This window comes from Streptomyces neyagawaensis (assembly GCF_023516595.1).
GTDB lineage: Bacteria > Actinomycetota > Actinomycetes > Streptomycetales > Streptomycetaceae > Streptomyces > Streptomyces neyagawaensis.
On record NZ_JAMGBG010000013.1, the window covers coordinates 103,094 to 116,391 of the forward strand.

General features: G+C 72.7%; 13 protein-coding genes. 6 read left to right on the plus strand and 7 right to left on the minus strand.

Translation table 11 applies throughout. The annotated features are described in order from the left end of the window. The first annotated feature begins 4 nt into the window (after nt 1-4). Complete coding sequence (efeU, locus tag M8J73_RS08700; protein ID WP_055537710.1) at nt 5-880, plus strand: iron uptake transporter permease EfeU; 876 nt, start codon at nt 5-7, stop codon at nt 878-880. Then, on the plus strand, nt 837-1,895 hold the full coding sequence (locus tag M8J73_RS08705) for an SCO2278 family lipoprotein (protein WP_079054719.1): 1,059 nt from the start codon (nt 837-839) through the stop codon (nt 1,893-1,895). Before efeU ends, M8J73_RS08705 begins: the two co-directional genes overlap by 44 nt. Nucleotides 1,896-1,955: 60 nt before the next feature. Here the strand turns inward: M8J73_RS08705 and M8J73_RS08710 are convergent, their stop codons facing one another. Both M8J73_RS08710 and M8J73_RS08715 read right to left on the minus strand, forming a co-directional pair. Then, entirely contained in the window at nt 1,956-2,702 is a 747-nt protein-coding gene (locus tag M8J73_RS08710) for a bifunctional DNA primase/polymerase (protein ID WP_055537709.1), read from the minus strand. Nucleotides 2,703-2,923: 221 nt separating this feature from the next. Continuing rightward, complete coding sequence (locus tag M8J73_RS08715; protein ID WP_055513803.1) at nt 2,924-3,559, minus strand: TetR/AcrR family transcriptional regulator; 636 nt, start codon at nt 3,557-3,559, stop codon at nt 2,924-2,926. 114 nt (nt 3,560-3,673) lie between these two features. Here M8J73_RS08715 and M8J73_RS08720 point away from each other — a divergent pair, with 114 nt between their 5' ends. Next, entirely contained in the window at nt 3,674-3,901 is a 228-nt protein-coding gene (locus M8J73_RS08720) for a DUF6243 family protein (RefSeq protein ID WP_249828422.1), read from the plus strand. Nucleotides 3,902-4,101: 200 nt separating this feature from the next. On the opposite strand, the gene M8J73_RS08725 is transcribed toward M8J73_RS08720, so the two are convergent. Next, nucleotides 4,102-4,590: a GNAT family N-acetyltransferase gene (locus tag M8J73_RS08725; protein WP_249828423.1), complete on the minus strand. Its 489-nt coding sequence runs from the start codon at nt 4,588-4,590 to the stop codon at nt 4,102-4,104. 118 nt (nt 4,591-4,708) lie between these two features. Between M8J73_RS08725 and M8J73_RS08730 the strand changes: the two genes are divergently transcribed. After that, the gene (locus M8J73_RS08730) at nt 4,709-5,587 is read left to right on the plus strand and encodes a TMEM127 family protein (RefSeq protein WP_249828424.1); all 879 of its coding nucleotides are present in this window, start codon (nt 4,709-4,711) and stop codon (nt 5,585-5,587) included. A 24-nt stretch (nt 5,588-5,611) separates the two neighbouring features. Here M8J73_RS08730 and M8J73_RS08735 read toward each other — a convergent pair whose 3' ends face one another. The 3 genes from M8J73_RS08735 to M8J73_RS08745 form a co-directional block, all read right to left on the minus strand. Further along, on the minus strand, nt 5,612-6,712 hold the full coding sequence (locus M8J73_RS08735) for a small ribosomal subunit Rsm22 family protein (protein WP_055542349.1): 1,101 nt from the start codon (nt 6,710-6,712) through the stop codon (nt 5,612-5,614). A gap of 112 nt (nt 6,713-6,824) precedes the next feature. Then, the gene (locus M8J73_RS08740; RefSeq protein ID WP_372503918.1) at nt 6,825-8,042 is read right to left on the minus strand and encodes a serine hydrolase domain-containing protein; all 1,218 of its coding nucleotides are present in this window, start codon (nt 8,040-8,042) and stop codon (nt 6,825-6,827) included. Then, complete coding sequence (locus M8J73_RS08745; protein ID WP_055543283.1) at nt 7,955-9,472, minus strand: multidrug effflux MFS transporter; 1,518 nt, start codon at nt 9,470-9,472, stop codon at nt 7,955-7,957. The genes M8J73_RS08740 and M8J73_RS08745 overlap by 88 nt, the downstream gene beginning before the upstream one ends. Nucleotides 9,473-9,571: 99 nt before the next feature. Here M8J73_RS08745 and M8J73_RS08750 point away from each other — a divergent pair, with 99 nt between their 5' ends. Further along, nucleotides 9,572-10,636, plus strand: a complete 1,065-nt coding sequence (locus M8J73_RS08750; protein ID WP_249828425.1) for a Gfo/Idh/MocA family protein — start codon at nt 9,572-9,574, stop codon at nt 10,634-10,636. 28 nt (nt 10,637-10,664) lie between these two features. Here M8J73_RS08750 and M8J73_RS08755 read toward each other — a convergent pair whose 3' ends face one another. Continuing rightward, nucleotides 10,665-12,326, minus strand: coding sequence for an alkaline phosphatase D family protein (locus M8J73_RS08755; protein WP_055541671.1), 1,662 nt, complete (start codon nt 12,324-12,326; stop codon nt 10,665-10,667). Nucleotides 12,327-12,486: 160 nt separating this feature from the next. Here M8J73_RS08755 and M8J73_RS08760 point away from each other — a divergent pair, with 160 nt between their 5' ends. Continuing rightward, nucleotides 12,487-13,239, plus strand: coding sequence for an SDR family oxidoreductase (locus tag M8J73_RS08760; protein WP_055541672.1), 753 nt, complete (start codon nt 12,487-12,489; stop codon nt 13,237-13,239). Nucleotides 13,240-13,298: the final 59 nt, after the last annotated feature.

Sequence of the window (13,298 nt, forward strand, 5' to 3'; positions counted from 1 at the left end):
CCCTGTGTTCGCGAACTATCTGATCGGACTGCGCGAGGGCCTGGAGGCCAGTCTCGTCGTCTGCATCCTCATCGCCTACCTGGTGAAGACCGAGCGCCGGGACGCCCTGAAGCCCATCTGGATCGGTATCGGTGCCGCCGTCGGTCTCGCCCTGGCCTTCGGCTGCGTCCTCGAGTTCGGCTCGCAGGAGATGACGTTCGAGGCGCAGGAGGCGCTCGGCGGCTCACTGTCCATCATCGCGGTGGGCCTGGTGACGTGGATGGTCTTCTGGATGCGCCGCACGGCCCGGCACCTGCGGTCGGAGCTGCACGGCAAGCTCGACACGGCCCTCCAGTTGGGCACGGGCGCCCTGGTGGCCACCGCGTTCCTGGCGGTGGGCCGGGAGGGCCTGGAGACCTCGCTGTTCGTGTGGACGTCCGTCCGGGCGTCCAGCGACGGCACGGAGGGCCCGCTGATCGGAGTGCTGCTGGGCCTCGCGAGCGCGGTGGTCCTCGGCTGGCTGTTCTACCGGGGTGCCCTGCGCATCAACCTGTCCAAGTTCTTCACGTGGACCGGCGGCATGCTGGTCGTGGTCGCGGCCGGCGTCCTCGCGTACGGCTTCCACGACCTCCAGGAGGCGGACTTCCTGCCGGGCCTCACGGACAAGGCGTTCGACATCACGGGGACGATCCCGCCGGACAGCTGGTACGGCACCCTGCTGAAGGGCGTGTTCAACTTCCAGCCCGACCCGACGGTCCTCCAAGTCACGGTCTGGCTCCTGTATCTGGTCCCGACGCTCGCGTTGTTCCTCGCCCCGGTAGGGTTCGCCTCCGGGAAGGGGAAGGTGAAGGTTCCTGATGAGCAGGGTTCGCGGGGTTCCGAGCACACGAAGGCTTCGTGAGGTTCGTCCGGTTCGTACGCGCGAGGGGCGGCGCGGGCTTCGGCGTCACGGCTGCGGGGCGCTGCTGAGCGCGGCGGTGGCCGTGCTGTCGCTGACGGCGAGCGGGTGCGTGGTGGTCCGCGGCGATCTGGAGATCGTGCCCTCGTCGACCCAGGGCGAGGCGGCGCGGGCGCTGGAGGAGTTCACCGCCGCGTACAACGACGCGGACAAGGAGTACGACCAGTCCCGGGACGCGTCGCGGGTGACCGGCGCCCTCGCCGACATCGACGGCGGCAAGCTCCGCTCGGGCGCGAAGATCAGCCCGAGCGGCAACCCCGACCATGTGCCGCTGAAGCTGAGCGACGTGAAGTACACGATCCCCGAGAAGGCGGCCTGGCCCCGCTGGTTCCTGGTCGACGCGGCCGCCAACAAGGGCCGGAACAGCGACCGTTGGCTGTTCGTGTTCACCCGCGACGGTCTGGACGACGTGTGGGAGGTGTCCTTCCTCACGATCATGCCCGCCTCCGACGTCCCGCAGTTCAAGAAGGACGAGGACGGCTACGCGCAGGTGGTGGCCGCCGACGACCCCCAGTTGTCGGTGGCCCCGGCGGAGCTGCCCGAGAAGTACGTGACGTATCTGAAGGAGGACAGCGCCCTCTTCGCCGACGGCCCGTACACCTCGCAGGAGCGCGCGAAGCGCCAGAAGAACGCGCAACGGCCGGGCATCGTGCGGCAGTACGTCGACGAGCCCCTCACGAACGGCGACTACGCGCCGGTCGGGCTGCGCACCACGGACGGCGGAGCGCTGGTCTTCTTCACGACCCGCCACTACGAGAAGCAGACGGCCGCGCAGGGCGTGGACATCCCCGTGAACGACGCGGCTGTCCGGGCGCTGATGACGGGCGAGCCGCGGCAGTCGCTGACGCTGGAGTTCGTCTCCAACCAGGCGGTCCTGGACCCGGCGCGGACGGCGTCCGACGAGCAGGTGAGGTTCCTCGGCCAGGTGGGCGGTCTCACGTCCGCGAAGGGCGAGTGACAGCGAAGGGCGAGTGACAGACGGGGCCCGTTCCCCGGGGGCGGGTGACGCCTCCGGGGTTCAGCCGTGCTGCGGCCAGGCGGTGGTGTCCGGTTTCCCGGCCGCGTGGCGGGCGCATTCGTCGGTGAGGATCTCCAGCAGGCTCAGCGGGTCGGGCAGCGGGTGCTCCGGGCCGCGCACCCAGTGGACGGCGACGTCACCGGGGAGCCGGGCGGGTGGTACGAGGACGTAGGAGCCCCGGCAGTGCCAGCGCAGGCCGGGATGCTCGTCCATGGTCTCCGGGTGGCAGTCCAGCTCGCAGGGCCACCACTCGTCCTCGTCCTCGGGGGTGCCCCGGGTGTGGGTGAAGAAGAGGAGCCGTCCGTCCTCCGCCTCGGACTCCGACTCGGCGACGGGCCCCACCTCCACACCGGAGGCGAGCAGCCGCTCCAGGGCCCGGCGGCCGGCGGCGAGCGGTACGTCGAGTACGTCGTGGACCATGCCGGTGGCGGTGATGAAGTTGGCCTCCGGCTGGTGCCGGGCCCATCGCTCCACCTGGGCGCGGTCGGTGGTGGACTGCGTCTGCCAGGCGAAGGACACCGGGTGGCGGGCGGGCGTCGGACAGCCGACGCGGTCGCAGGAGCACCGGTAGCCCGAGGGGTGCGCGGCGGGCGCGAGCGGGAGTCCGGCGGCGGCTGCTGCGAGCAGCAGCGCCTCACGGCCGGCGGCGTCGGGGGTCTCGTCGAGCGGGCGGCCTGCGCGTCGGCCCCGCAGCCACTCGGAGATCCTGCCCTGCCGACCGGACCGGCCGCCGAACGTCGCGCTCATCTATCCCCTCGCCTCGCTGTGGTGCGGACAGCATGCCTCATCGTCCCACCATCCTGCGTCGCAGGGGACCGGAGCGCCCATCCGGGGTAGGTGGGGCGAAGCCGGAGCGCGGACAGGGATGGTGCGCTATTCCATGCTTTGACGGGATTTACAGCCCGCCGCGGGGCTCGGTCCGGTCGGTTTGGTCACACCGGTGCGGAGAGTTGACGGCGCTCGACGAGTCAGCGGGGGGCGAGGCCGTACAGGGCGTATTCGACCAGGGCGTCCGTGTAGTCGTACGAGATGGGGCCCGTGTACTGGAGCCAGCGCTGGGCGAGCGGGGAGACGAAGAGTTCCAGGGCGATGCGCGGGTCGATGTCGGGGCGCACGGCCCCCTGCTCCTGGGCCGCCCGCAGGCGCTTCACATACAGCTGGAGCTGGGGTTCGAGGAGCTTGGCGACGAATTCGGTGCCGAGCTGGCGGTTGACGACGCCCTCGGCGGCCAGGGCGCGTGAGGGGACCTCGAACTTGGGGTCGAGCAGTTCGTCCACGGTGGCGCGCAGCACGGCCTTGAGGTCGGCCTCCAGGTCCCCGGTGTCGGGGATCTCGTACTGGGCCTGCTCCCCGAGGACCTCGGGCCGGGCCGCCGCCTCCGCCGCCTGGGCGCTCAGGTCGAGGAACGCCTCCAGCAGGACGTCCGCCTTGGACGACCACCAGCGGTAGATCGTCTGCTTGCCGACGCCGGCGCGGGCGGCGATGCCCTCGATGGTCGTCTTCTGGTAGCCGACCTCGCCGACGAGGGCGAGGGCGGCGTCGTAGATGGCGCGGCGGGACTTCTCGCTGCGGCGGGTGGAGTCAGGGGCGGTCTTGTTGGCCATGCCCCGAACTTATCAGGTTGACAAGACGGTGCGTCTCGCCTGACAGTGGAGCGGTCGACGAGCGAGACGGAACGTATCGTCCCGCATTGGATTGATGAGCAGAAGGAGACCGTCATGACCCGTGGTGGAGCAGGAAACATGCTGGGAGTGGGCGGCGCCCGCCGGAACCTGGGCCGCGAGGCCCTGCGGGGCGGAGGGCGGGGCGGCCGGGTCGGCGGCGGCGTCGATCCGCAGGCCCAGAAGCGGGAGCTGCTGCGGAAGCTCCAGGAGAAACGCGTGGAGGAGGGCGCCGGGAGGCAGGAAGCGACGGAAGCGCCGGAAGCGGACGGCGAGGCATCGTGAACCCGTGCGGGGCCGCCCCGCCGCGGCTTGCGGGCGGGGCGGGGCGGGCTGCGCGGCGCACGGGTTTCGGGCGGGCGGGCGGGCGGTTGGCCGGTTGGCCGGTTGGCCGGGGTCAGGAGAGCGGTCGGTCGGGGCCGTGCGTGCGGCCGGCCGGGGCCACGCGCAGGGCCGACCGGGGCCGCGCGAGCGGCCGACCGGGGTCAGGAGAGGGGGCGGTCGGGCAGGTTCAGTACGCCGACCGTCTGGCCGCCGCTCGTCTCGCCGGTGAGGTCGAAGCCGAGGCGGCGATAGAAGGACTCGGGGCCGTCGGGGCCCGGATGCCAGGTGACATGGAGGCGAGTACCGCCCCGGCGGCGGATCTCGGCGGCGACGGACTCCACGGCGAACCGGCCGTACCCCCGGCCCTGTTCAGCGGCGTCGATGTTGAGACGCCACAGGCCGGAGCGGATGTCCGTGCCGCTGCCGTCGCCCTTCCAGTCGATGTCGAGGAAGGCCATGAGGAAGCCGACGGCCCGGTCGCCGTCCCGGATGAGGCGGGGCCAGGCGACGCCGGGATGGACGTACGCCTCCGCGAGGGACTTCACGACCGGCTCCACGGCGTGCTCCTGGTCGGGGCGGACACGAAGGGCCAGCGCGGCCTCGATGTTGGCCGGGGTGATCTCTTCCAGATGGGGCGCTGTCGTCGACATGATCACGACTTAGCCCGAGGCACCCCCGGCGCCGCAACCGATTTTGACGGTCACAACTCGGCTTTTGACAAGCAGAGTTCACCTTATGCACACGAACTGACCTCAGTATCATCATGAGATGACGGAACCGACGCAATCCGGCCAGCCGGCGGACCAGCCGGGCACACCACCCCAGCCCCCGGCCTCCCCACCCCCGGCGCCCTCGCCCCCGGCCTCCCAGCCGCCGGTCCCCAACCATCCGGTCCCCCACCCGTCGGCGCCCCCGGTGTCCCCGACGCCCCCCGCGCCCGGGCAAGGGTGGCCGGCCCCTCCCCCGCCGTCGGCCCCGTACCCCTACGCGAGCGCCCCGCCCGGCCCGGCGAGCGGCACGGGCGGGGTGTCCGACCGGCTGTCCGGGGCGCTGCTGGCCCTCGGTGCGGCGCTCACGATCGGCGGTTCGTTCACCACGCTGAACTCGGCGGTCGACTACCGCGACAGGGAGAAGGACGAGGTGGTCGTCGAGAGCGTGTCGAAGGCGTGGTCCCATCGGACCGAGTTCGCCGAGGGCCTGGTGTCGGCGAACGGGGCGGTCGACAGGGTGCAGTTCGACGGGGTCTCGCTGCTGGTCGGGATCGTCGCCGCCCTCGTCGCGGCCGTCTTCCTGCTGGTGGGCCCCGGGCGACGACCCGCGCTGCGACGGGGGCTCGGGGTCGCGGGCGGGGCGGTGCTGTTCGGCACGACCCTGGCGGTCGTGATGGAGTCGGTAAGCGTCACACAGTGGGAGTCGGAGACCCAGGAGATGAGCTTCGGCCTCGGCTTCTACCTGCTGACCGGCGCCGTCCTCCTGAGCCTCGCGGCGACCGCGCTCACCCTCGTCGGCGCCCAGCGCTCCACGCCCGCGGGGCCCGCGCTGCCGCAGTCGTCCCATCCCTGGCCGACACCGCCCGCCGCCCAGCCGTACGTGCCAGGCGCGGCGGGCCCCGCGGGCACGGCGGGCCCGCCCCCGTCGTCGTACTAGCGGCCGCCTTCCGGGGGCGAGGGCTCAGGCCCGGTCGTCGTCCCCGGTCGGCGGGGGCCAGGCGTCGCCCCAGTCGGCGTCACGGGCCGCTTTGTAGAGCGGGCCATGGCGTTTGGTGACGGTGGTCCGACCGAGGGTGGGAACGGGGCCGGAGCCGGTGCCGGGCCCACTCCCGCCGTCGCCGTCGGCGCCAGAGAGGGCAGTGGTGGCGGCGTCCGTGGTGGTCGAGGTCCCGGTCCCGGTTCCGCAGAGGTCGAGGAGGACCTGGCCCTTGCGGATCTGGGGCTTGCGCACGACACGGGAGGCGGCCGGGGCCGGGGCGAAGCGGGTCGCGGCGACGTAGCTGAACTTCTCGTCCTCGTACGCCAGGGAGCCGCCCTTGACCTGCCGGTGCAGGGAGGAGCGGCTGACGCGGGCGGCGAAGTGGCACCAGTCCTCGCCGGGGACGATCGGGCAGGCCGCGCTGTGCGGGCAGGGAGCGGCGACGTGGAACCCGGCGGCGACCAGGCGGTCGCGGGCGTCGATGACACGGGCGTAGCCGTCGGGGGTGCCGGGCTCGATGACCACGACGGCCTGCGCGGCGGTCGCTGCGGCGTCGACCACGGCGGTCCGGTCGGCGTCGGTGAGCTCGCCGAGGACGTAGGAGATCGTGACGAGATCAGTGCTCTCGATGGTGAGCGCCGCTCCGATACGAGAGCGCTGCCACTCGGTGGGCTTGAGGTCCGGGTGGGCGGCGGCGATCTCCCGGCCCAGCGCGAGCGCCGGTTCCGCCCAGTCGAGCACCGTCACCGGGCGCCCGCCCGGCCAGGTCGCGTTCACGGCCCAGGTCGCGGCGCCCGTGCCTCCGCCGACGTCCACATGGCTGCCGGGTTCCCAGCCGGGCACGGCCCGCGCGAACGCCTCCAGCGCCGCGCACACCGCCTCGAACGTGGCCGGCATCCGGTACGCCGCGTACGCCACCACGTCCGACCGGTCCCGCAGCACGGGCGCGTCGGTGGGCGTCCGCCCCCGGTAGTTCACGATCAGCCGCTCCACCGCCTGCGCGGCCGCCTTCGGCGGAAGCCCGTCGAGCAGATGGGCGAGAGCGGTCCGGAGGGTGTCGGACGGGGAGAGAGGGGCGTTCACGAAGGAATTCTACGAGGCCCGGACCACACGCCCGCGCCGAAGCCCGGCGCCCCACGGCGGCCCCCACCGCGGCCCCCCACGACGACCCCCTGCGGCGCGCATCCGAACCCGCTCACATCCCCCGCACCGCCCGCGCCACCCTGGTCCCCGCCGCCGCTCGGGCCGCGTTCAGAGGGGCCCCGCGACGGGGGTGGACCGCGTTGGTCAGGAGGATCAGGAACGTGTCCGTGGACTGGTCGAGGACGAGGGACGTGCCGGTGAAGCCGGTGTGGCCGGCGGCTCCGCGGCCCGCCAGTTCGCCCATGAACCAGGGCTGGTCGACGGCGAACCCGAGCCCCGGTGGCGTCAGCATCAGCTCCACGAAGTCGGGGCCGAGGATGCGGGCGGGGCCGTAGGAGCCGCCGGCCAGCAGGGTGCGGCAGAACACCGCGAGGTCCCGGGCCGTCGAGAAGAGTCCCGCATGTCCGGCGACCCCGCCGAGCGCCCACGCGTTCTCGTCGTGGACCTGACCCCGCAGCATGCCCCGTTCGGCCTTCCCCCAGGGCCGACGCTGGTCCTCCGTCGCCGCCGCGCCGGGGCAGGGCCCGAAGGCCGTGGCGGTCATGCCCAGGGGGCGGGTGATGCCGACGTGGATCAGGTCGTCCAGGCCCCGGCCCGTGAGGCGTTCGAGGACGTGCTGGAGGAGCAGGAGGTTGAGATCGGAGTAGAGATGAACCGTGCCCGGCGCCGTCATCGGCTCCTCGCGCCGCAGCATCGCCAGCCGCGCCTCGGCGGAACCGCAGTCGTACAGCGGGAGTTCGGGTCGCAGCCCCGAGGTGTGGGTGAGGAGATGGCGGACGGTGAGGCCGTGCGCGGCGGCGCCGGAGAAGTCGGGCAGGTACGCGGCAACCTTCGCGTCGATGCCGAGGGTGCCGCGCTCCAGTTGCTGGACCGCCGCGACGGCGGTGAACAGCTTGGTGAGGGAGGCCAGGTCGAAGGGGGTGTCGGGGGTCGCCGGGACGCGGGACCGGGGCGGCAGTTCCACCCCGCTGCCGGTGTGTTCGTCGTAGGACTCGTAGCGGACCGCCCAGCCCGCCGCCTCCTCGACGGCGATGACGGGACCGCGGCCGGCGAGGACGACGGCGGCGGGCGCCCGGGGCCGGTCGCCTTCCGTCAGCGCGCGCACCTCGCGGACGAGATGGCGCAGTTCCTCGGGGTCGAGTCCGGCCCGTTCCGGGGTGTCCGTGCGCAGTCTCGGCGCGCTCAGCTCTCCTCCCCCTTCCTCTCGGTTCCGCTCGGGAGGGGCATACCCCCATCCTCTGCCTTCGTACGCTTGTTCCAGGGACGGCACAGTGCCACGAAGCAGGTCGCCGCCACCAGTGTCGCGGTGAGTTGGACGACGGCCATGGGGACGGCGGTTTCCTCGCCCGCGACGCCGACCAGGGGGGACGCTATCGCGCCGATCAGGAAGGACGAGGTACCCAGCAGCGCCGACGCCGACCCCGCCGCGTGCCGCACCCGCATGAGGGCGAGCGCCTGCGTGTTGGGGAGGGTGACGCCCATCGCGGACATCAGCACGAACAGCGCCGCGGCGACCGGGGCCAGACCGACCTCGCCGAAGGCGCCCAGCGACATCAGCAGCAGGGCGGTCGCGGCGAGCATGATGACGGTGAGGCCGACCGCGAACACCTTGTCGAGGCTCACCCGGCCGACGAGGACCTTGCCGTTGATCTGGCCGACGATGACAAGGCCGACCGAGTTGACGCCGAACAGGATGCTGAACGTCTGCGGGGAGGCGCCGTAGATCTCCTGGATCACGAACGGGGAGGCGCTGATGTAGGCGAAGAGCGCGGCGAAGGCGAAGCCGCCGGCGAGGACGTAGCCCATGAAGACGCGGTCGGTGAGCAGGCCGCGCATGGCGTGCAGGGTCTCGCCGACGCCGCCGCCGTGGCGTTCGGCGGGGGCCAGCGTCTCGGGGAGGCGCGCCCAGACGACCGCGAGGAGGGCGGCGCCGATGACGGTGAGGACGACGAAGACGCCCCGCCAGTCGGTGACGCGGAGGATCTGGCCGCCGACGAGGGGCGCGACGATCGGGGCCACCCCGGAGATCAGCATCAGGGTGGAGAAGAAGCGGGCCATGGCGTCGCCGTCGTACAGGTCGCGTACGACGGCCCGGGCGATCACGATCCCGGCGGAGCCGGCGAGACCCTGCACCAGGCGGAAGGCGATGAGGGTCTCGACGGTCGGGGCGAGGGCGCACAGCGCGGTGGCGAGGACGTAGACGGCGAGGCCGAGGAGGAGGGGGCGCCTGCGGCCCCAGCGGTCGCTCATCGGGCCGATCAGCAGCTGGCCGAGGGCCATACCGGCGAGGCAGGCGGTGAGGGTCAGCTGGACGGTGGCGGCGGGGGCGTGCAGCGAGTTGGTGACCTCCGGCAGCGCCGGGAGGTACATGTCCATCGCCAGGGGCGGCGTGGCGGTGAGCCCGCCGAGGACGAGGGTGACGAGGAGCCCGGTGCGGCGCAGGGCGACGGGGGTGGCCTTCGTCGGCCCCGAGCGCGGCGCCGGTGGCTGCTCGTCGGCCGGCCGCTCCGGTTCCGGGTTCGGTGGCGTTCGCTCCGCCGGTTCGGCGCCGGACCGCGGGTGGTCGGGGCCGGACACCGCCGTCTCGGGCAGCCCCTCCGTCGGTCCGGTCGCCGCCGCCGTGTCCGGCTCCGGGTGCCCGCCCGCCGCCACCGTGTTCGACCCGTCCGCCGCCGAGCCCGGTATGTGCCCCTCGGGCATGTGCCCCTCCCTGACTGTTCGGTCCGCCACCTATGCTCTCAGCTCGTACGACGTGGGCGGGGTCACCACCGCGCCCCGGGGCCGAGGACAGGGGTGGCGATGGCGCGGGACGGGCGGGTGCGGTGGGGGATTCTGGCGACCGGAGGGATCGCCGCGAGCTTCACGGCGGACCTCGTCGATCTGCCGGACGCCGAGGTCGTGGCGGTCGCGTCGCGCAGCGAGCAGTCGGCGAAGGCGTTCGCCGAGCGGTTCGGGATACCGCGCGCGTACGGCGAGTGGCGCGCGCTCGCCGAGGACGAGGACGTCGACGTGGTGTACGTCGCCACGCCGCACTCGGCGCACCGGGTCGCCGCCGGGATGTGCCTGGAGGCGGGCCGGGGCGTGCTGTGCGAGAAGCCGTTCACGCTGAACGTGCGGGAGGCCGAGGAACTGGTCGCGCTGGCGCGGGGGCGTGGGCGGTTCCTGATGGAGGCCATGTGGATGTACTGCAATCCGCTGGTCCGGCGGCTCGCGGAGATGGTGCGGGACGGCGCGATCGGTGACGTGCGGACCGTGCAGGCGGACTTCGGGCTCGCGGGGCACCTCTTGCCGGGGGCGAGGAACGGAGCACTGCCGCCGTCGCACCGGCTGCGGGACCCGGCGCAGGGCGGGGGCGCGCTGCTGGACCTCGGGGTGTACCCGATCTCGTTCGCGCAGCTGCTGCTCGGGGAGCCCTCGGACGTCACGGGGAGAGCGGTGCTCTCGGACGAGGGCGTCGATCTCCAGACCGGAGCACTGCTCTCCTGGGAGAGCGGTGCCATCGCTTCGGTGCACTGCTCCATCGTCGGCGGTACGGCCACCTCGGCGTCGGTCACCGGCTCGCAGGGCCGTATCGACATCCCGAACGGCTTCTTCTTCCCGGACCACTTCGTGCTGCACCGCGACGGCCGTGAGCCGCAGACCTTCGCCGCGGACCCGGCCGACGGTCCCCGCAACAGCTTCCGGCACGAGGCCACCGAGGTGATGCGGGCCCTGCGCGCGGGCGAGACCGAGTCCCCGCTGGTCCCGCTGGACGGCACCCTCGCCGTGATGCGGACGCTCGACGCGATCCGGGAACGCGTCGGCGTCCGCTACCCCGGCGAGGACGGCAGGCGGGACGGCGATCTGGTGGCTACACCGGCGTGAGGCCGGGGTTGCCCGCCTCCATCGCCGGCTACAGCGGCGTGAGGCCCGGGTTGCCCGCCTCCATCGCGAAGGAGGCGACCGTGGTGAGGCCCGCGTCCGGCGTCGTCACGTACGGCAGGGCGTGGAAGTCGGCGCGGGCCTGCGTCCTGTCGAGGGAGACCGTCAGATAGCCGCGGCGGCCGTTGTAGAACCGCATGTGCGGGTTGGCGGTCATGTAGGTGTCCCAGTTGGCGGGCTTGTCGGAGCCGTTGCCGCCGCTGCTGACGGAGGTGGCGACGAGTTCCGCGCCGACGGTGCGCGAGGAGCGGTCGTCGAAGTCGCGCTTGATGTCGAAGGCGTAGCCGACGTGGACGTCGCCGGTGAGGACCATCAGGTTCTCGATGCCGGCGTCCTCCGCGCCGGCGAGGACGCGTTCGCGGGAGGCCCGGTAGCCGTCCCAGGAGTCCATCGACACCTTGTAGTTCTCGCCGACGGCGTTGCGGCGCTGGGAGAAGGTGACCTGCTGGGGGACGACGTTCCAGATCGCGTCGGAGTCGGCCCAGCCGTCCAGCAGCCACTGCTCCTGCTCGTCGCCCGTGATGGAGCGCGCCGGGTCGGCGGACTCCGGGCCGGGTATCTGCCAGCCGTCGCCCTGGGCCTGGTTGTCGCGGTACTGGCGGGTGTCGAGGATGTCGAACTGGGCGAGGCGGCCCCAGGAGAAGCGGCGGTAGAGCCGCATGTCGGGGCCGTCGGGCCGCTGTCGGCGACGCAGCGGCTGGTTCTCCCAGTAGGCGCGGTAGGCGGCGGCGCGGCGCAGCAGGAACTCCTCGGGCGGGCTGTCGTGCTCGTCGTTGTCGCCGGCGTAGTTGTTCTCGGTCTCGTGGTCGTCCCAGGTGACGACGAAGGGGTGCGCGCGGTGGGCCGCCTGGAGGTCGGGGTCGGTCTTGTAGAGGGCGTACCGCAGCCGGTAGTCCTCCAGGGTGACGGTCTCGTGGTTGAAGTGGGCGGGCAGGACGCGGTCGGTGTAGTTGCGGGCGCCGCCGACGGCGTTCACGGCGTACTCGTAGAGGTAGTCCCCGAGGTGGAGGACGACATCGATGTCCTCGTTCGCGAGGTGCCGGTAGGCGGTGTAGTAGCCCTGGTCGTACCGCTGGCAGGAGACGGCCGCGAAGGAGAGCTCCGAGGCGCCGGAGAGATGGCCGCGTCCGGGGGCGGTGCGGGTGCGCCCGGTGTCGCTGATCCAGGAGCCGGCACGGAAGCGGTAGTAGTACTCGCGGCCCGGGTCGAGGTGGGGGACCTCGACGTGGACGGTGTGGTGGAACTCGGGGTGGGCGAGGGCGGCACCACGTCTGACGACACGTCGGAAGTCCTCGTCGCGGGCGATCTCCCAGCGGACGACGACGCGTTCGGCGGGCAGACCGCCGTCGGGCTCATACGGTTTGGGGGCGAGCCGGGTCCACAGGAGCACGGAGGTGGGCAGCGGGTCGCCGGAGGCCACGCCGAGGGTGAAGGGGTTCTCGGTGATCCGGCCCGGGTCCAGTTCGGCGGCGGCCGCGGCGCCCGCCGTCGGGAGGTTGGTGGCGAGGGCCAGCGCGGCGGCGGCGCCGGTGAGGGTGAGGAAGCGACGGCGGTCGAAGTGGCGTGCGGCGGCACGCAGTTCCGGTGAGTGGGACGAGTGCGGCTGGGTCGCCCTGTGGGCTGCGTGGGTCATCTGGCCTTCTCCTGAAGGTAGTTGTCCTGGAGCATTGGAGTGGCCAGGTTCGACGATCTTCTGTCCCGTACACAACAGCCAGGTGGCGGACGCATGAGTTCCATATGTCCGGCCCCCTTCTGCCCGGTCCGCCGCGCCGCCTCCCCTACGCTGCGGGCCCATGAGGACCGAGGGAACGAAGATCGCGATCGTGACGGGTGCGGGCTCCGGTATCGGGCGGGCGGTGGCCCTGGAGCTGCTCGGCGCCGGATGGTCGGTGGCGCTCGCGGGGCGGCGGGAGGAGAAGCTCGTCGAGACGGCGGGCGGCGCACGGGAGGCGCTGTGCGTCCCCACGGACGTGTCACGGCCGGAGGAGGTGGCGGCCCTCCACTCCGCCGTGCGGGAGCGGTTCGGGCGGCTGGACCTGCTGTTCAACAACGCGGGGACGTTCGGGCCGGGCGGGGTGCCGGTGGAGGAGCTGGACTACGCGGCCTGGCGGCATGTGGTGGACACCAATCTCAACGGGGCGTTCCTGTGCGCGCAGGCGGCCTACCGGCAGATGAAGGAGCAGGACCCGCAGGGCGGCCGGATCATCAACAACGGCTCCGTCTCGGCGCACACCCCCCGTCCGCACTCGGTGGCCTACACGGCGACCAAGCACGCGCTGACGGGCCTGACCAAGTCGCTGTCGCTCGACGGCCGGCCGTACGGCATCGCGGTCGGGCAGATCGACATCGGCAACGCGGCGACCGACATGACCGAGCGGATGAGCCGCGGGGTTGTGCAGGCGAACGGGCAGCTCATGGCCGAGCCGGTGATGGATGTCGCCGACGTGGCCCACACCGTGCGGCACATGGCGGAGCTGCCGCTGGAGGCGAATGTGCAGTTCGCGACGGTGATGGCGACGACGATGCCGTACGTGGGGCGCGGCTGAGCCCTGCCGGACCACTGGTCCAGCACTCAACCTGCACAAACGGAAGCTGCCACTCCGGG